Annotated in this window: 1 protein-coding gene; it reads left to right on the plus strand. The window is 72.1% G+C overall.

The features are described from left to right. Positions 1-269: anti-sigma factor family protein (locus B3446_RS25665; protein ID WP_414632422.1), on the plus strand; the 269-nt coding region annotated here is incomplete at both ends.

The following is a 269-nucleotide window of genomic DNA, read 5'->3' on the forward strand; positions in this document are numbered from 1 at the left end:
AACGACAAACGCCTCCACCCGGTTCCCGCTGCGGGCACGCCGATCACCGAAGCCGATCTGCATGGCTACGCGGACGGCCAGCTCTCCGTCGCGCGTCATGCCGAGGTGGCCGCCTTTCTAGCCGCGCATCCGCAGGACCAGACGCGCGTGGACGACTGGCAGGCGCAACGGCGCGCGCTGCATGCCTTGCTGGACCCCGTGCTGGACGAACCGTTGCCGCTGCGCCTGCCGCTGCGCGCCCCGGCACGGACGTGGCCGTGGCGCGCGAT

Origin of the sequence: Achromobacter sp. UBA5777, assembly GCF_002418565.1 — a bacterium.
Taxonomy (GTDB): Bacteria; Pseudomonadota; Gammaproteobacteria; order Burkholderiales; family Burkholderiaceae_B; genus Achromobacter; species Achromobacter animicus.